The 16,096-nt window shown below is 72.3% G+C and carries 14 protein-coding genes; 6 read left to right on the top strand and 8 right to left on the bottom strand.

Features of this window, described 5'->3' with window-relative positions:
• The first annotated feature begins 154 nt into the window (after positions 1-154).
• A complete protein-coding gene (locus C6361_RS33205; protein WP_107270141.1) occupies positions 155-619 on the top strand; it encodes a hypothetical protein in 465 nt (154 codons plus the stop codon).
• A gap of 17 nt (positions 620-636) precedes the next feature.
• On the opposite strand, the gene purH is transcribed toward C6361_RS33205, so the two are convergent.
• On the bottom strand, positions 637-2,835 hold the full coding sequence (gene purH / locus C6361_RS33200; protein ID WP_234359162.1) for a bifunctional phosphoribosylaminoimidazolecarboxamide formyltransferase/IMP cyclohydrolase: 2,199 nt from the start codon (positions 2,833-2,835) through the stop codon (positions 637-639).
• Between the two features lie 229 nt (positions 2,836-3,064).
• Between purH and C6361_RS33195 the strand changes: the two genes are divergently transcribed.
• Positions 3,065-3,355: a CD225/dispanin family protein gene (locus tag C6361_RS33195; protein WP_107260709.1), complete on the top strand. Its 291-nt coding sequence runs from the start codon at positions 3,065-3,067 to the stop codon at positions 3,353-3,355.
• 29 nt (positions 3,356-3,384) lie between these two features.
• Positions 3,385-3,948 (top strand): DUF4190 domain-containing protein, encoded by a 564-nt coding sequence (locus tag C6361_RS33190; RefSeq protein ID WP_107260711.1) that lies wholly within the window; start codon positions 3,385-3,387, stop codon positions 3,946-3,948.
• A 124-nt stretch (positions 3,949-4,072) separates the two neighbouring features.
• Here C6361_RS33190 and C6361_RS33185 read toward each other — a convergent pair whose 3' ends face one another.
• The 4 genes from C6361_RS33185 to C6361_RS33170 all read right to left on the bottom strand — a co-directional run bounded on the left by C6361_RS33185 (position 4,073) and on the right by C6361_RS33170 (position 8,489).
• Positions 4,073-5,410 (bottom strand): DUF6350 family protein, encoded by a 1,338-nt coding sequence (locus tag C6361_RS33185; RefSeq protein WP_234359161.1) that lies wholly within the window; start codon positions 5,408-5,410, stop codon positions 4,073-4,075.
• A gap of 169 nt (positions 5,411-5,579) precedes the next feature.
• On the bottom strand, positions 5,580-6,467 hold the full coding sequence (sucD, locus tag C6361_RS33180; RefSeq protein WP_107270140.1) for a succinate--CoA ligase subunit alpha: 888 nt from the start codon (positions 6,465-6,467) through the stop codon (positions 5,580-5,582).
• A gap of 1 nt (position 6,468) precedes the next feature.
• Positions 6,469-7,647 (bottom strand): ADP-forming succinate--CoA ligase subunit beta, encoded by a 1,179-nt coding sequence (gene sucC, locus C6361_RS33175; RefSeq protein ID WP_107260715.1) that lies wholly within the window; start codon positions 7,645-7,647, stop codon positions 6,469-6,471.
• Between the two features lie 434 nt (positions 7,648-8,081).
• On the bottom strand, positions 8,082-8,489 hold the full coding sequence (locus tag C6361_RS33170) for a cobalamin B12-binding domain-containing protein (protein WP_107270139.1): 408 nt from the start codon (positions 8,487-8,489) through the stop codon (positions 8,082-8,084).
• A gap of 448 nt (positions 8,490-8,937) precedes the next feature.
• Between C6361_RS33170 and C6361_RS33165 the strand changes: the two genes are divergently transcribed.
• Together C6361_RS33165 and C6361_RS33160 are read left to right on the top strand one after the other, a co-directional pair.
• Positions 8,938-9,663 carry a M23 family metallopeptidase gene (locus C6361_RS33165; RefSeq protein WP_107264236.1) on the top strand — a complete coding sequence of 242 codons (726 nt, stop codon included), beginning with the start codon at positions 8,938-8,940 and terminating at the stop codon, positions 9,661-9,663.
• A gap of 269 nt (positions 9,664-9,932) precedes the next feature.
• Entirely contained in the window at positions 9,933-10,757 is an 825-nt protein-coding gene (locus tag C6361_RS33160) for a M23 family metallopeptidase (RefSeq protein ID WP_107270138.1), read from the top strand.
• Between the two features lie 45 nt (positions 10,758-10,802).
• On the opposite strand, the gene pcrA is transcribed toward C6361_RS33160, so the two are convergent.
• Positions 10,803-13,208 carry a DNA helicase PcrA gene (gene pcrA / locus C6361_RS33155; protein ID WP_107270137.1) on the bottom strand — a complete coding sequence of 802 codons (2,406 nt, stop codon included), beginning with the start codon at positions 13,206-13,208 and terminating at the stop codon, positions 10,803-10,805.
• Between the two features lie 324 nt (positions 13,209-13,532).
• Here pcrA and C6361_RS33150 point away from each other — a divergent pair, with 324 nt between their 5' ends.
• Positions 13,533-13,856 carry a chorismate mutase gene (locus tag C6361_RS33150; protein WP_107260722.1) on the top strand — a complete coding sequence of 108 codons (324 nt, stop codon included), beginning with the start codon at positions 13,533-13,535 and terminating at the stop codon, positions 13,854-13,856.
• 180 nt (positions 13,857-14,036) lie between these two features.
• Here C6361_RS33150 and C6361_RS33145 read toward each other — a convergent pair whose 3' ends face one another.
• Positions 14,037-15,062 (bottom strand): ABC transporter ATP-binding protein, encoded by a 1,026-nt coding sequence (locus tag C6361_RS33145; protein ID WP_107270136.1) that lies wholly within the window; start codon positions 15,060-15,062, stop codon positions 14,037-14,039.
• A complete protein-coding gene (locus C6361_RS33140; RefSeq protein ID WP_107270135.1) occupies positions 15,043-16,089 on the bottom strand; it encodes an ABC transporter ATP-binding protein in 1,047 nt (348 codons plus the stop codon). The genes C6361_RS33145 and C6361_RS33140 overlap by 20 nt, the downstream gene beginning before the upstream one ends.
• Positions 16,090-16,096 lie beyond the last annotated feature (7 nt).

The following is a 16,096-nucleotide window of genomic DNA, read 5'->3' as shown; positions in this document are numbered from 1 at the left end:
GGCGGGAGCACAAGCGGGGCAGCTCGACAGTCTCCAGTTCGGACACTGTCCGGGAGGAGCGTCGCCGGACCGACCGGTACGGCGACGGTGGAGAGGCCGGGAACCACACAATGGTTTCCGGCCTCTCCCCTACATGGCACGAAGAGTCGTACCCGTGACGATGGTTCTGCTGGCCCTGGCGGTTCCGCTGGCCGGGTGTGGTGCGGAACCGCCGCCCGCCGTCGGCCCGACGGGAAGCGGCGTGGCGGGCGTGGCCGATCCGGGCGCCACCTGCCCGGCCGTCACCGGGGTGGCGACCGAGCTGCCAGGGGTCGCGGACACCGGACACTCGTTCTGGGCCCTGCTGTTCCCGCGCGGTGGCCCGAGCCTGCACAGCGGCCGGGAGGAGAAGATCGTCTGGCGGATGACCGGCTCCGGAAGCTTCAGCATCCAGGCCACCGGCCCGGACGGGGTCACCGTCGAGCCGGTCTGGGGCCCGACCCGACACGACGGCAGTACCTGGACCAGGCCGGGTGACGAGTGGGGCACCGGATGGACCTTCCCCGCCGCCGGCTGCTGGACCGTACGGGCCAGCCGGTCCAGTGGCGCGACCGGCAGTCTCGTGCTGCGGGTCGGCTGACCGCACGTCAGGGGCGGTCAGTGGAAGAAGTGCCGGGTGCCGGTGAGGTACATGGTGATCCCGGCCGCCGTCGCCGCCGCGACGACCTCCTCGTCCCGCACCGAGCCGCCGGGCTGGACGACCGCCCGGACCCCGGCGTCGATCAGCACCTGGAGCCCGTCCGGGAACGGGAAGAACGCGTCCGAGGCGGCGACCGCGCCCCGGGCCCGCTCGGCACCGGCCCGGGAGACCGCCAGGTGCGCCGAGTCGACCCGGTTCACCTGACCCATCCCGACCCCGACGGTCGCACCCTCGGCGGCGAGCAGGATCGCGTTGCTCTTCACCGCCCGGACGGCCCGCCAGGCGAAGGCGAGATCGGCCAGGGTCGACTCGTCGGCCGGCTCCCCGGTGACCAGCCGCCAGCCGGCCGGATCGTCACCGGGCGCGTCCACCCGGTCGGCCATCTGCACCAGCGCGCCCCCGCTGACCGGGCGCCACTCCGCCGGGTACGGCGCCCAGGCGGGCGCGCGCAGCAGCCGGATGTTCTTCTTGCCGGAGAGTACGTCCACCGCACCCGGCTCGAAGTCGGGTGCCACCAGTACCTCGGTGAAGACCTCGGCGACCTGCTGCGCCATCTCGACCGAGACCGGCCGGTTGACCGCGATCACCCCGCCGAACGCGGAGACCGGGTCGCAGGCGTGCGCCCGGCGGTGCGCCTGCGCCACGTCGGCGCCGATCGCGATGCCGCACGGGTTGGCGTGCTTGATGATCGCCACCGCCGGCCGGTCGGCGAAGTCGTTCACCGCCCGCCAGGCCGCGTCCGCGTCGACGTAGTTGTTGTAGGACATCTCCTTGCCGTGCAACTGCTCGGCCTGGGCCAGCCCGGGCGGGGAGGCCGGGTCGACGTAGAGCACCGCCGCCTGGTGCGGGTTCTCGCCGTACCGCAGCGGGGTCGGCGCGGTCAGCACCTGACCGGCGAAGGTCGGCCACTCCTGCTCCGCCGGCCCGGTCCGCACCGCGAACCAGTTCGCCACCGCCACGTCGTACTCGGCGATGTCGGCGAAGGCGCGGGCCGCGAGCTGCTGGCGCTGCCCGGCGCTGAAACCGCCGTCGGCCAGGGCGGCCAGCACCGACGGGTACGCCGACACCGAGGTCACCACCGCGACCGAGGCGTGGTTCTTCGCCGCCGCCCGGACCATCGCCGGCCCACCGATGTCGATCTGCTCGACGCACGCGTCGAAGTCCGCGCCGGACGCCACCGTCTCGGTGAACGGGTAGAGGTTCGACACCAGCAGGTCGAACGGGGCGATGCCCAGCTCGCCGAGCTGCGCCGCGTGCCGTTCCAGCCGCAGGTCGGCCAGGAGCCCGGCATGCACCTTCGGGTGCAGCGTCTTGACCCGGCCGTCGAGCACCTCGGGGAACCCGGTCAGCGTCTCGACCGGGGTGACCGGGATCCCGGCCCCCTCGATGGTCGCCGCCGTGCTGCCGGTGGAGACGATCTCGACTCCGGCGCCGTGCAGCGCCCGGGCCAGCTCGACCAGCCCGGTCTTGTCGTAGACGCTGAGCAGCGCGCGCCTGATCGGCCGCCGGCCGTCCGCGCCGGAACTCGTGTCGCTCACTCCGATCGTGACCTTCCTTCCAGTGATCGTCCAACCCTCCCGGAGCAGCCGGCCGACCTGCGTGACGAGCTGCCGTCGCTCGGCCACCTTGATCCGCTCGGTGAGGGTCTCCTCGTCGTCGTCGTCGAGCACCGGCACGGCCACCTGGGCGATGATCGGCCCGGTGTCGACACCGGCGTCGACGAAGAACAGGGTGGCCCCGGCGAGTTTCACCCCGTAGCCGAGGGCGTCGCGCGGGCCGTGCATGCCGGGAAAGGCGGGCAGCAGCGAGTTGTGCGTGTTGACGTACCGGTCGCCGAAGGCCGCCAGGAAGTGCGGGCCGACCAGCTTGAGGAAGCCGGCCGAGACGACCAGGTCGGGTTCGTACTCGGCGACGTGTGCGGTGAGCGCCCGGTCCCACTCCTCGCGCGTCGGATACGCCCGGACCGGATCGACGAAGGTGGGTACCCCGGCCGAGGCGGCCCGGTCGAGCCCGGCGATGCCGTCCCGGTCCGCGCCGACGGCGACCACCCGGACGCCGTACGCCGGGTCCGCGCAGGCGTCGAGGAGGGCCTGGAGGTTGCTCCCGGAGCCGGAGACGAGGACGACGACGCGGGCTGCCGACACGGGCTCAGTCACCCCAGCACCCTACCGGGCAGGTCAGGCCGACTCCCCGGCGGCGCGACCCGCGCGGCGTCACCGGAGAGCGCGGTGTCGATCACGATCGGCATGTCGGGCGGCGAGCGGGCCACCAAAGTGGCGTTGATTAGGTACGCTGCCGGACGCTCGGGGCAGTGACCTGTCCCCGGAGATACCCCCTCGGTAATTTCATACATGCGCTGAGTGCAGGCCAAGGAGCCCAACACACATGCAACCCGGTTACCCCTCACACCCGCCGCAAGAGATCAACAACAACATGACGATGTCCATCGTCGCGATCTTCCTGTTCTGGCCGCTGGCCATCCCGGCCATCATGAACGCCTCGAAGGTGAACCCCCTGCTCCAGCAGGGCAACTACCAGGCGGCCCAGGCCGCCGCCGCCGAGTCCCGCAAGTGGTCGAAGCTGGCCCTGATCATCGGCATCTGCCTCTGGGCGGTCTCGCTGATCTGCTGCGTCATCAGTTTCATCATCAGCGCCAACTCGGCGTCGAGCATCTAGTCTGAAAGACCTGTCGAAGGAGTCTTGTCATGCAGCCCGGCTACCCAGGTCAGGACCCGTACGGGCAGCAGCCGTCGGATCCGAACGCACCGCAGCACCAGGATCCGTACGCGCAGCCACCGCAGCCGACCTCGGGGCAGCCGTACGGGCAGCCGACCTCGGGCCAGCCGTACGGGCAACCGACCTCGGGCCAGCCGTACGGACAGCCGCAGTACCAGGACGCGCAGCAGCCGTACCAGGACCCGTACGGTCAGCAGCCGATGCCGGGCCAGCCCTACGGCGCGGCACCCGGTTACCAGACCGGCGGATACGCGCCGGGCGGCGGGCAGAACAACACCCTCGGCCTGATCGCGATGATCGTCGGCATCATCTCGATTCCGGCGGCGTGCTGTGCCGCGCTGGGCATCATCGCCGGCATCGCCGGTGTCGTGCTCGGCTTCCTCGGCCGGGGCAAGGCCAGCCGGGGTGAGGCCAGCAACGGGGGTCAGGCGCTGGCTGGCCTCATCTGCGGCGCCGTCGGCCTGCTCCTCGGGGTGGTCAACGTGATCCTGGCGGTCGTGCTGAACGTCAACGGCTTCAGCTACACGCCGTGACCACCGGCCGGGCGGCACGCGGCCGTCCGGAGAGGTGACGGTCCGCGAGTCGTGACAGCCACATCGGGGCGCCCCGGAGTTCTCGGGGCGCCCCGAGCGCGTTCCGGCCGGCGCGGCCGGCGGCTCAGCCCCGGGCGAGGGCCCGGGTCGCGGCGGCGCCGATCAGGGTGCCGACCAGCACCACGACGGTCGCCCCGGCGGCAACCTGCCAGTGCGCCGGCCCCACCTCCGCAAGCCGGCCGCCGCCGAGCGGGCCGCCGGAGAGCAGGGCCGCCACCCCGAGTACCACCCCGGCGACCGGGCCGCCGACCGCCGCCGCGCCCAGCAGCGCGGCCCAGCCGGGCGGTGCCACGTTCCGTTCGGCCGCCGAACGCATCCGGCGGCGGGCGAGGAGCCAGCCCGCGGCCATGCCGGCCAGCACCGGTACGGCCAGCACGACGCCGCCGACCCCGCCGAGCGGACCCTGCGGCAGCCCGGCCAGCAGGGGTACGGCCGGCAGCGCTCCGATGGAGACCTCGGAGGTCCGGACCACCGTGTCGGTGCCGATCGCGAAGCCCGGCCCGAGCAGATAGCTGGCCGCCCAGACCGCGGCGTTCGGCGCGTAGCCGAGACTGACCAGGGTGATGCCCGCCTGGCCCAGCACACCGGTGCGGTAGGCGCCGATCATGTCGCCGGCCTCCCCGCCGCCGGTGGCCACCGCCAGTCCGGCCACCCCGGCACCGGCCCCGAGCAGCAGCATGGTGGCGACCACCCCGGTACGCAGCCCGTCCCGGAGCACCAGCGGAGTACGTCGGGCCACCGCCGCCAGCACCCCGCTGGCCCGGGCCGCGCCGAAGAACGCGGCGAGGGTGCCGAAGCCGGCCAGCGTCAGCACGGCGCGTACGGGGTCGGCGGTCGGCCCGGCGCCGCCGAGCAGCAGCGCGGCGAGCCCGCCGATGACGCCGTACCCGATGCCGACCGCCACCGCGACGGCGAGTGCCCGGCCCGTGCTCGGCCGTTCCCGGACCCGGACGGCCCGGCTGACGTGCACCCCGGCCCGGTTCAGCCGCCAGGCGGCCAGCATGGCCAGGGCGAGCGGCGGCAGGCCGAACGCCCCGGCGTCGGTCTGTAGTGGCACGCCGTGCCCGAGCAGCCAGCCGGCCAGCCCCAGCCGGGCGGCGCCGACGACCTCGCCGCCGCCCTCGGCGAACCGGGCCACCCCGAGCACCACGGCGACCGGCAGGTAGCCGACCAGCGCCGCCCAGCCGGCGGCGACCGCCGCCGCGACCGCCAGCGGGGCCCGGCCGCGCCGTGCCGCCCCGCCCGCTCTCGGCCGGGGCACCCGGCGCGGCCCGGCCGGTGGCTCCCCGGCCGGCCGGCTCCGGCGCGACTCCCGGCCGTCCGCCGGCCTCGCGGCAGCGGCCGGCTCGGCCGGCTCGGTCTCCGGCGACTCCGGCCGGTCGGGAACGGTGGGTGGTGGCATCAGCGCCTACTCTGGCACGGCGGCGGGTCGGCCGGTTCGCGACACCACCGTACGGATGGGCGAGGCCGGCGCGATATCCGCTTTGTCCCCGCCGGAAGCCCGGTCGTGCGGGGTACGGAACGGGGTGGCCGGCACAGGCCGACCACCCCGGAGAGAATCGGTCGACGGCTCAGCCGCCGGACATCAGCTCCCGCATCAGTCGCGCGGTCTCGCTCGGCGTCTTGCCGACCTTGACCCCGACCGCCTCCAGGGCGGCCTTCTTCGCGTCGGCGGTACCGGCCGAGCCGGAGATGATGGCCCCGGCGTGCCCCATCGTCTTGCCGGGCGGTGCGGTGAAGCCGGCGATGTAGCCGACCACCGGCTTGGTGACGTTGGCCTTGATGAACTCGGCCGCCCGCTCCTCGGCGTCACCGCCGATCTCACCGATCATCACGATCGCGTCGGTCTCGGGGTCGGCCTGGAACGCCGCGAGCGCGTCGATGTGGGTGGTGCCGATGATCGGGTCGCCGCCGATGCCGACGCAGGTGGAGAAGCCGATGTCGCGCAGTTCGTACATCATCTGGTAGGTCAGGGTGCCGCTCTTGCTGACCAGGCCGATCCGGCCCGCACCGGTGATGTCGGCCGGGATGATGCCGGCGTTGGAGGCGCCCGGCGAGGCGATGCCGGGGCAGTTCGGCCCGATGATCCGGGTCCGCTCCCCCTGCGCCACGTTGTACGCCCAGAACGCGGCGGTGTCGTGCACCGGTACGCCCTCGGTGATCACCACGGCGAGCGGGATGCCGGCGTCGATCGCCTCGACCACGGCGCCCCGGGTGAACTGCGGCGGTACGAAGATGACGGTGACGTCGGCACCGGTGGCCGCCATCGCCTCGGCGACGTTGGCGAAGACCGGCAGCTCGACGTTGTCGAAGGCGACCTTCTGGCCCGCCTTGCGCGGGTTGACCCCACCGACGACGTTGGTACCGGCGGCCAGCATCCGCCTGGTGTGCTTCATCCCCTCGGAGCCGGTCATCCCCTGTACGACGACCTTGGACTCCTTGGTCAGCCAGATAGCCATCTCACACCCCCGCAGCCGCGAGCTCGGCGGCCCGCTGGGCCGCGCCGTCCATAGTGTCCACCCGCTGCACCAGCGGGTTCGCGGCGCCGTCGAGGATGGCCCGCCCGGCCTCCGCGTTGTTGCCGTCGAGGCGTACCACGAGGGGCTTGTCGACCGTCTCGCCGCGCTCGGCGAGCAGGGCCAGCGCCTGGATGATGCCGTTGGCGACCTCGTCGCAGGCGGTGATCCCGCCGAAGACGTTGACGAAGACGCTGCGTACCGACGGGTCGGAGAGGACGATCTCCAGGCCGTTCGCCATCACCGCGGCGCTGGCGCCGCCGCCGATGTCGAGGAAGTTCGCCGGCTTGACGCCGCCGTGCGACTCGCCCGCGTACGCCACCACGTCGAGGGTGGACATCACCAGGCCGGCGCCGTTGCCGATGATGCCGACCTCGCCGTCCAGCTTGACGTAGTTGAGGTCCTTCTCCTTGGCCCGCTGCTCCAGCGGGTCCACCGCGGCCTGGTCGACCAGCGCCTCGTGGTCGGGGTGCCGGAAGCCGGCGTTCTCGTCGAGCGAGACCTTCGCGTCGAGGCAGAGCACCTTTCCGTCGGCCGTCCGGGCCAGCGGGTTCACCTCGACCAGGGTGGCGTCCTCGGCCACGAACGCCTGCCACAGGCGTACCGCGATCGGCACGATCTGGTCGGTCAGCTCGGCCGGGAAGCCGGCGGCCTCGACGATCTCCCGCGCCTTGGCCTCGTCGACCCCGGCGTTGGCGTCGATCGTCACCTTGGCGACCCGCTCCGGCGTCTCGGCGGCCACCTGCTCGATGTCCATCCCGCCGGCCACGCTGGCGATGCAGAGGAAGGTGCGGTTGGCGCGGTCGAGCAGGTAGGAGAAGTAGTACTCCTCGGCGATGTCCGCGGTCACGGTCAGCATGACCTTGTTGACCGTGTGGCCCTTGATGTCCATGCCGAGGATGTCGGTGGACCGGGCCACCGCCTCGTCCGGCCCCTCGGCCAGCTTGACGCCGCCCGCCTTGCCCCGGCCGCCGACCTTCACCTGAGCCTTGACGACCACCCGGCCGCCGAGGCGCTCGGCGATCGCGCGGGCCTCCTGGGGGGTCGTCGCGACACCGCCGGCCAGCACGGGCAACCCGTGCCGCTCGAACAGCTCACGCCCCTGGTATTCGTACAGGTCCACGATTGCGCGTCCCGTCCCGTCTCCGCGGCGCGCCGTCGCACCGCCGCCAGCGTGTGAATGAGTTGGGCCTGCTGTAGGCACGAACAGGCCGTCGGCCGCAGCCTAGCGAGGTGAGCACGCCCGGCATCCACGTGGGTGCTCGGTGTGCGGTAACGCACAGCAGGCCGGCGGGTCGGTGTGGCCGCCGACCTGGGGCGGCGGGGAAAAGATTTCCCGGGCGGCGTAACCCGGCGTAAGGGACGTCGTTGAGTCTGATGTCGGAGCGCTGGGGGAGCGCGATGACGGAGACGGCCGATGCCCTGTCGGTCGAGGGGTGGCGGCGGGGCATCGCGCATAGAGAGGCCGGACGTGTGAGGGGTGCGTCCGGCCTCTCCCCCATCTCCGGACCCGGCGCCCCGGCCCGTACCACTCGGCGCGCCGGCGGGGTGGCAGGGTCAGCCGATCACCGGCTGGCCGACGTTGTCGCGGACCCACTCCACGATCGAGCCGGTGGTGGCGCCCGGGGTGAAGATCTTCGCGACGCCGAGCCGCTCCAGCTCCGGGATGTCCGTGTCCGGGATGATCCCGCCGCCGAAGACGACGAGGTCCGTCACGTCCCGCTCGGCGAGCAGTTCCAGCACCCGGCGGAACAGCGTCATGTGCGCACCGGAGAGCACCGACAGGCCGACCGCGTCGGCGTCCTCCTGGATCGCCGTCTCGACGATCTGCTCGGGCGTCTGGTGCAGACCGGTGTAGATGACCTCCATGCCGGCATCCCGCAGGGCCCGGGCGACCACCTTCGCACCCCGGTCGTGCCCGTCCAGGCCGGGCTTGGCGACGACCACCCGGATCCGAGAACTCATCAGCGCAACACCTCTCCAGGACACCGGTCAGAGTTACCTTAACGAACGGTAACCCGGTTGCCGGCCGCCCGGGAACTCCCCCGGCGCGACGAGGCCGGAAGCGGCGGGGTCGGGGTACCCGGCACCCGTCCGGCGACACCCCTAGGGAGGCCACCGAGCGGGCTCTCCCGCGGGTCGGATCGATGACACACCGCTGCATCAGAAGTAACCGAGAGTTACTAACGAGGCCGGTCGCAAAAGGTTACGAGATATGGCATTCCATGACGCACAACCGCACAGCGAACCGGCAATCTGGCGCTGCGACTTGTGGCGCGCCTAGGGGTTGGTTACCGTGGCCCACGGTTGTCATCAGGTCTACGACCCGGCGACAACGCGGTCAACCGGAGTTCACTTCGATCGTCGAACATCGGTCACGGTCGCAACACTGACCCGACAACGGAGGGTGTGCGTGCGCCAGCGCCTGTCGTCTGAGCCCGATCGCTATCGAGGGCGACGCCGCGTCCCCACACCCCCGCGCAGCCGCTACGCCGCCGTCGTCACCACGGCTTTCGTCGGAGCCGGCGTCGTCGCGCTCGGCGCGGGGGCTCTCCCCGACGCCAAGGCGGTCAGCCCGTCCGCACTGGCGGACCTGGAGAAGGCCGCGGCCACCAGCGAGGACCTGAGCGCGCGGGCCGCCGACGCCGAGCGGCCGTCCCGGGACGACCGGGGCGACGACGGACTCGCCTCCACCCTCGCCGCCGCACCGGACGTCTGGCGGCTCCCGCTCGACAAGTACAGCTTCACCTCGCCGTACGGCATGAAGTGGAACAAGCTGCACGCCGGCATCGACCTGGCCGCCCCCGAGGGGACCCCCTACCACGCGGTGCACGCGGGCACGGTGACCAAGGCCGGCTGGTTCGGCGGGTACGGCTACTGCGTAATCGTCGAGCACGCCGACGGCACCGAGTCGATCTACGGGCACTCCTCGAAGCTGCTGGTCACCGAGGGGCAGGAGGTCAAGGCCGGCGACCAGCTCGGCCTGGTCGGCAACACCGGCCACTCCTACGGCTCACACCTGCATCTCGAGCTGCATGTCAAAGGCAAGCCGACCGACCCCATCCCCTACCTGCGGGACCGGGACGTGGACATTCAGCTACAAGTCGACGATCCGTACGCTGGCGTAGCCGCCTCCTGACGCGCCGTCACGCCGCATTACCGCCCGACCGAGACCGGTTGGGCGGTTTTCTTTCGTCCAGGGTCCGACGAAGTTTCCTGCGCCACACCGGTCGATGTGACGGACAGCACAGCCGAACCATCCGTCAGACGGGTCAACCGGGTCGATTCACGGCATAACCCCGGCGCTGCCGTCCGGCCCCCGGCCGTGCTCGACGACCCGGGGCGGAGCGGGCAGCACGGCGCCGACCACCATTTCCGGGTCCACTCCGCTACCAGAAGGGACCCGTCGTGCCGGAGACCGATCCGACCCAGCCCGAGCCGACCGATGACCGGGCCGCCGAGCCCACCGCGCCCCGGCGTACCGGAGGATCCGGCGTCGCCCGGCACCGGGTCGGCGGCCGGCGCCGGTACCTCGTACCCGGACTGGTCGCACTGCTCGGCCTCGGCGTGGCCGGCGCGGTGACCGCGGTGGCCCTCGGCGACGACCGGCCGACCGACCGGATGTCGGTGGCCGAGCAGGAGTCGGCCCGGGCCGACGCCGCGCAGCGCGCCGACCGGTCCGCACGGGAGGACACCGCCCCGACGACCTCCCCGACCCCGAGCGCGACCGCGACGCCGACCCCGGCCACCACCGCGACCACCCGGCCGCCGACCCCCAAGCCGAGCCGGAGCAGCGCCTCCGCGAAGGCGGCCAGCCCGACCGCCCGGAAGGCGGCCGCCTGGGTCGACCCGATGCCGGGCGCCGGCGTCACCTCCTGCTACGGGATGCGCTGGGGGACGATGCACGCCGGCATCGACCTGGCGATGCCGGCCGACACCCCGATCCGGGCCGCCGGAGCCGGCACGGTGGTCGACGCCGGCTGGGCCTTCGCCGGGTACGGCATCTCGGTGGTCGTCGACCACGGCAACGGCTGGCTCACCCACTACGCCCACCAGAGCCGGACCGTGGTGAGCGTCGGCGACCGGGTCAAGCCCGGCCAGGTGATCGGGTACGAGGGTGCCACCGGCGACGCCACCGGGCCGCACCTGCACTTCGAGGTGCACAACGGGCTCTGGAACCAGGTCGACCCGGCGCCGTGGATGCGGGCCCGTGGGGTCGACCTGGGCTGCTGAGCCCGGTCGGCGGTCGAGCGGGAACTCGGGCCGCCCGGCGGAAGGTCAGAGCTTGTCGATCGGGGCGTGCCGGAGCACCAGCCAGAGCGTCTGGTCACCGAAGTCGATCTGCGCCCGGGCACCCGAACCGTGCCCCTCGACCGCCAGCACCCGGCCGAGACCGTAGCGCTGGTGGTTGACCCGATCCCCGGCGGCGACCTTGGGCGGCTGCTTCAACTCGCTCGCCGTACTGAGCCGACTGCCGTCGATGCCGAGCCGCGAGGCTAGCTGGGCGGCCTTCGGCGTACCCCCGGAGAAGCCGCCGCCCCGGTAGGCGCCGGAGCGGTCCTCGGAGCCGGACCGGCCACCCACCCCGCCGCCGGTCCCCGACCACGAGGTGTAGGCGGCCCCGGTGCGTTCCCAGCGGACCAGGTCGCCCGGCAGCTCGTCGACGAACCGGGACGGCGGGTTGTAGGACGGCTGCCCCCAGGCCGACCGGGTCACCGCCCGGGAGAGGTAGAGCCGCTTGCGGGCCCGGGTGATCCCGACGTACGCCAGCCGGCGCTCCTCCTCCAGCTCCCGGTTGTCGCCGAGCGCCCGCAGGTGCGGGAAGACGCCGTCCTCCAGGCCGGTCAGGAAGACCACCGGGAACTCCAGCCCCTTGGCGGTGTGCAGGGTCATCAGGGTGACCACGCCCTGGTGGTCGGGGTCGTCCGACGGCACCTGGTCGGCGTCGGCGACCAGCGCCACCTGCTCCAGGAAGCCGGCCAGGGTGGCACCCGGACCGCCCTCCTCGGCCAGCGCCTCCACCCGTTCGGTGTACTCCCGGGCGACGCTGACCAGCTCCTGGAGGTTCTCCACCCGGCCGGCGTCCTGCGGGTCGATGCTCTCCTCCAGCTCGCCGAGGTAGCCGGAGCGGGTGAGGGCCGCCTCCAGCACCTCCTCCGGCAGGGCGGTCTCGGCCAGCTCCCGCAACCCGTCGAGCAGGCTGACGAACTCGGCGATCGAGTTGGCCGCCCGGGTGGAGATGCCGGGCGCCTCGGCGGCCCGGCGCAGCGCGGCGCCGAACGAGATCCGGTCCCGGGTGGCCAGCGCCTCCACGCAGGCCTCGGCCCGGTCGCCGATGCCCCGGCGGGGGGTGTTCAGGACCCGCCGGATGCTCACCGTGTCGTCGTCGTTGACCACGGCGCGGAGGTAGGCCAGGGCGTCCCGGACCTCCTTGCGCTCGTAGAACCGGACCCCGCCGACCACCTTGTAGGGCAACCCGACCCGGATGAAGACCTCTTCGAAGACCCGGGACTGCGCGTTGGTGCGGTAGAAGACCGCCACGTCGCCCGGGCGGGCCGCGTCGGAGTCGCAGAGCCGGTCGATCTCCCGGCCCACCCAGTCCGCCTCGGCATGCTCGGTGTCGGCGACGTAGCCGACGATCTGCTCCCCCGCGCCCTCCTCGCTCCAGAGCCGCTTCGGCTTGCGCGAGCTGTTCCGCTCGATCACCGCGTTGGCGGCGTTCAGGATCGTCTGGGTGGAGCGGTAGTTCTGCTCCAGCAGGATCGTCCGGGCGTCGGTGAAGTCCCGTTCGAACTCCAGAATGTTCCGGATCGTCGCGCCCCGGAACGCGTAGATCGACTGGTCGGCGTCGCCGACCACGCAGAGCTCGGCCGGCTCGACCCCGGGCGTACCGCCGACCAGCTCCTTGACCAGGGTGTACTGCGCGTGGTTGGTGTCCTGGTATTCGTCGACGAGTACGTGCCGGAACCGGCGACGGTAGCTCTCGGCGACGTGCGGGTGCGACTGGAGCAGGTGCACCGTCGTCATGATCAGATCGTCGAAGTCGAGTGCGTGCGCCTCGGTCAGCCGCCGCTGGTAGAGGGTGTACGCCTCGGCCAGCGCCCGCTCGTTCGGCCCCTTCGCCCGGGCGGCGAACGTCTCCGGGTCGACCAGCTCGTTCTTCAGGTTGGAGACCTGGGTGGTCAACCCCCGGGCCGGGTAGCGCTTCGGATCGAGGTCCAGCTCCCGGGTGACCATCTGCATCAGCCGGCGCGAGTCGTCGGCGTCGTAGATCGAGAACGTCGACTTCAGCCCGGCGTGCTCGTGCTCGGCCCGCAGGATGCGTACGCAGGCGGAGTGGAACGTCGACACCCACATCAACCGGGCTCTCGGCCCGACCAGCGCGGCGACCCGGTCCTTCATCTCCCCGGCCGCCTTGTTGGTGAAGGTGATCGCGATGATCTGCCCCGGATGCACGTCCCGGGCAGCGAGCAGGTAGGCGATCCGGTGGGTCAGCACCCGGGTCTTGCCCGAGCCGGCGCCGGCCACGATCAGCAGCGGCGCCCCGGAGTGGGTCACCGCGTCCCGCTGTGGCCCGTTCAGCCCGGCCAGCAGGGCCTGCGGGTCGGGGCCGGACGGCCGGTGCCGGGGCGCGTCCGGGGCCGGAGGGACGGAGGGCGGCGGAGGTTCGAAGAGAGCATGCATCGCCCCGCGAGTCTATGCCGCCGGGCAGACAACGTACGCCTGCGCCGGGCCCGTACCCGGCTCCGCCGCCCCGGGTACCGCTCCCGCCGGGCGCTCCGGCGGCGGTCCGCGGGCATCGCCGATGTGCTTGCCAAGACACCGCTGGCTGGGCATACTCAAACCCGTGATCCGTCGGGCGCAGGCTTACTTTTACTACGGCTCCGGGAGTCCGGCAGCCGTGGGTCGCGCCTGAACATGACCTACGAAAAGCCCCGGGCTCCTGGAGCCCGGGGCTTTTCGCGTCGGGATCCAGGCACCGGGGGCCTAGCTGGCAAGGAGGACCCCATGGCGACAGAGGTGGCGGCAGAGGTGGCAGAGCTTCCGGCGAACGGCGCCGAGCCCGAGACCGGGACGACCGCGCCGGAGGCCGCGCAGCACATCCTCGGGCTGCGGGAGCGGATCGACGAGATCGACGGTGAGCTGATCGCCCTCTGGCAGGAGCGCGCGGCGCTCTCCCAGCAGGTCGGCCGGACCCGGATGGCCTCCGGCGGCACCCGGCTCGTCCTCTCCCGGGAGCGCGAGATCCTGGACCGGTTCCGGGAGGCGCTCGGCGCCGACGGTACCCAGCTCGCCCTGCTGCTGCTCCGGGCCGGCCGGGGCCCGCTCTGAGCCGTACCCCGGACGGGTCCGCGGCGACCGGCGCGGCGTCGCGGCCGTCGGCGGCCATGGTGCGAACGCGAGCCCGGGACGCCGGCCGCATGGATGGCGGCCCGCGCCCCGGGCAGTGAGGAGGCGTTCTTCTCGCATCGGTGGTGGGCCGGGTCAGGTCCACCACCGCGTCTGACGGGTCTACTCGACCGCGTGCACCACGTCCCGCTCCTCGGCGAAGTGGCATGCGCTCGGGTGCGCCGAGTGCTCCCGCTCCACCAGCGGCGGTTCCTCGGTGGCGCAGATCTCCTGCGCCTTCCAGCACCGGGTGCGGAACCGGCAGCCCGAGGGCGGGTTGGCCGGCGACGGCACGTCGCCCTCCAGGACGATCTGGTCCCGCTGGCCGCGCAGGGTCGGGTCCGGCACCGGCACCGCCGAGAGCAGCGCCTGGGTGTACGGATGCGTCGGCCGCTCGTAGATCTCGTCCTCGGTACCGATCTCCACGATCTTGCCCAGGTACATCACCGCGACCCGGTCGGCGATGTGCCGCACCACCGACAGGTCGTGCGCGATGAAGATGTACGAGAGCCCCAGCTCGTCCTGCAACCGCTCCAGCAGGTTGATCACCTGCGCCTGGATCGACACGTCCAGCGCCGACACCGGCTCGTCACAGACGATGATCTCCGGCTTGAGCGCCAACGCCCGGGCAATCCCGATCCGCTGCCGCTGCCCACCCGAGAACTGGTGCGGATAGCGGTTGATGTGCTCCGGGTTCAACCCGACCAGATCCAGCAACTCCCGGACCCGCTGCTTCCGCTCGGCGGCCGGGGCGACCTCCGGGTGGATGTCGAACGGCTCGCCGATGATGTCGCCGACCGTCATCCTCGGGTTCAGCGAGGTGTACGGGTCCTGCAACACCATCTGGATGTTGCGCCGGGCCTTGCGCAGCTCGCCGCCGCCCAGCCGGGTCATGTCCTGACCCCGGACGTTGATCGCGCCACCGGTCGGCTTCTCCAGCCCGACCAGCAGCTTGGCCAGCGTCGACTTGCCGCAGCCGGACTCGCCCACCACGCCGAGGGTCTCGCCCCGGCGCAGGTGCAGGTCGACGCCGTCGACCGCGCGTACCGCACCGATCTTCTTCTGCAGGACGATGCCCCGGGTGATCGGGAAGTGCTTGACCAGCCCACGGGTCTCCAGCACGACCTCGTTACCTGACAACTGGCTCATCGCCGACCACCTCCGTCCAGAAATGGCACCGCGCCGTCCGCACCGGATCCACCTCGTACTGCGGCGGGGGCGGGTCGGCCCGGCACACGTCGCGGGCGTACCCGCACCGTGGGTGGAACGGGCAGCCGGCCGGGATCCGGGTCAGGTTGGGCGGCAGTCCCTTGATCACATTGAGCTGCTGCCCCTTGAGGTCCAGCCGGGGAATCGACTCCAGCAGGGCCTTGGTGTACGGGTGCGCCGGCCGGGCGTAGATGTCCAGCACCGGCGCCTCCTCGACCACCTTCCCGGCGTACATCACCGAGATCCGGTCGGCCACGTCGGCGACCACCCCCATGTCGTGGGTGATCAGGATCAGGCCCATGTTCCGTTCCCGCCGCAGCTCGGCGAGGAGGTTCATGATCTGGGCCTGCACCGTGACGTCCAGCGCGGTGGTCGGCTCGTCGGCGATCAGCACCTTCGGGTCGAGCGCCAGCGCCATCGCGATCATGACGCGCTGCCGCATGCCGCCGGAGAACTGGTGCGGATAGTCGCCGACCCGCTGCCTGGCGGCCGGGATCTTGACCAGGTCGAGGAGTTCGATCGCCCGCTTCTTGGCGTCCCCCCGGGACATCCCCCGGTGCATCCGGAACAGCTCGCCGATCTGCCAGCCGACCGGGAAGACCGGGTTCAGCGCGGAGAGCGCGTCCTGGAAGATCATCGCGATGTGGTTGGCGCGTACCTTGCGGCGCTGCTCCTCGGGGAGCTTGAGCAGGTCGACGCCGCGATAGCGGATCGCGCCTCCGGTGACGAACCCGGGCGGCGAGTCGAGGATGCCCATGATCGCCTGGGCGGTGACGGACTTGCCGCAACCGGACTCGCCCAGGATCGCCAGCGTCTCACCGGGATCCAGGTGCAGGTCCACCCCGTTGATCGCCTTGGCGACACCGACCTGGGTACGGAACTCCACGTGCAGGCCGTCGACCTCCAGCAGCCGGGCGGACGAGTCCAGCCCGGGCAGGACGTCGATCTCTGCCTTGATATCGGTCATGGGTCAG

The organism is Plantactinospora sp. BC1 (assembly GCF_003030345.1).
Taxonomy (GTDB): Bacteria; Actinomycetota; Actinomycetes; order Mycobacteriales; family Micromonosporaceae; genus Plantactinospora.
The sequence above is the reverse complement of the archived record's forward strand: the minus strand, read 5'-3'. Positions and strand labels throughout refer to the sequence as shown.

Excerpts from the sequence above, each read along its gene's own strand:
- C6361_RS33195 (WP_107260709.1), top strand. The coding sequence starts at position 3,065 with ATGCAACCCGGTTACCCCTCACACCCGCCGCAAGAGATCAACAACAAC.
- C6361_RS33190 (WP_107260711.1), top strand. The coding sequence starts at position 3,385 with ATGCAGCCCGGCTACCCAGGTCAGGACCCGTACGGGCAGCAGCCGTCG.
- C6361_RS33185 (WP_234359161.1), bottom strand. The coding sequence starts at position 5,410 with ATGCCACCACCCACCGTTCCCGACCGGCCGGAGTCGCCGGAGACCGAG.
- sucD (WP_107270140.1), bottom strand. The coding sequence starts at position 6,467 with ATGGCTATCTGGCTGACCAAGGAGTCCAAGGTCGTCGTACAGGGGATG.
- C6361_RS33170 (WP_107270139.1), bottom strand. The coding sequence starts at position 8,489 with ATGAGTTCTCGGATCCGGGTGGTCGTCGCCAAGCCCGGCCTGGACGGG.
- pcrA (WP_107270137.1), bottom strand. The coding sequence starts at position 13,208 with ATGCATGCTCTCTTCGAACCTCCGCCGCCCTCCGTCCCTCCGGCCCCG.
- C6361_RS33150 (WP_107260722.1), top strand. The coding sequence starts at position 13,533 with ATGGCGACAGAGGTGGCGGCAGAGGTGGCAGAGCTTCCGGCGAACGGC.
- C6361_RS33145 (WP_107270136.1), bottom strand. The coding sequence starts at position 15,062 with ATGAGCCAGTTGTCAGGTAACGAGGTCGTGCTGGAGACCCGTGGGCTG.
- C6361_RS33140 (WP_107270135.1), bottom strand. The coding sequence starts at position 16,089 with ATGACCGATATCAAGGCAGAGATCGACGTCCTGCCCGGGCTGGACTCG.